Annotated in this window: 1 pseudogene; it reads left to right on the forward strand. The window is 69.1% G+C overall.

Going from position 1 to position 558, the window contains the following annotated elements:
• Positions 1-31 precede the first annotated feature (31 nt).
• Positions 32-558 (forward strand): annotated as a pseudogene (locus B5M43_RS15475) (IS5 family transposase); the annotation flags it as partial.

Genomic DNA, 558 nt, shown 5'->3' on the forward strand with positions numbered 1-558 from the left:
TAGTTCGGCGGCGCGCTGAGAGTCTGAGGTCGTGACGCGGTTTCAGGTGCTCTCGGATGCTCAGTGGTCGTTGCTCGAGGAGATGCTGCCGCGCCCGACCGGGCGCAGGGGACGGCCCTTCGCGGACGCGCGGTTGATGGTCGAGGGCATCGTCTACCGGTATCGGTGCGGGATCGCGTGGCGGGATCTGCCGGAGGTGTTCGGGCCGTGGCAGACGGTATGGACCTGGCATCACCGCATGGCCACGGAAGGCACCTGGGACAAGGTGCTCGCCACACTCACCGCCGCCGCGGACGAGGCGGGGCTGGTGGAGTGGTCGCTGTCGGTGGACTCCACGATCGCCCGCGCGCATCAGCACGCGACGAACACGAAGCGCCTCACAGGGGGCTGGATCGAATTRCACGAATCCGGGCGTCGAGCCGCCTGATCACGCGGTCGGCCGCTCCCGAGGCGGCCTGTCGACGAAGATCCACCAGCTCGTCGACGGCAACGGGCTCCCGCTGGTCGCGCTGCTGACAGCAGGCCAGGCCGGGGACTCGCCGATGTTCCTGCCGCTGA

Source organism: Microbacterium sp. MEC084 (genome assembly GCF_004514465.2).
Taxonomy (GTDB): domain Bacteria; phylum Actinomycetota; class Actinomycetes; order Actinomycetales; family Microbacteriaceae; genus Microbacterium.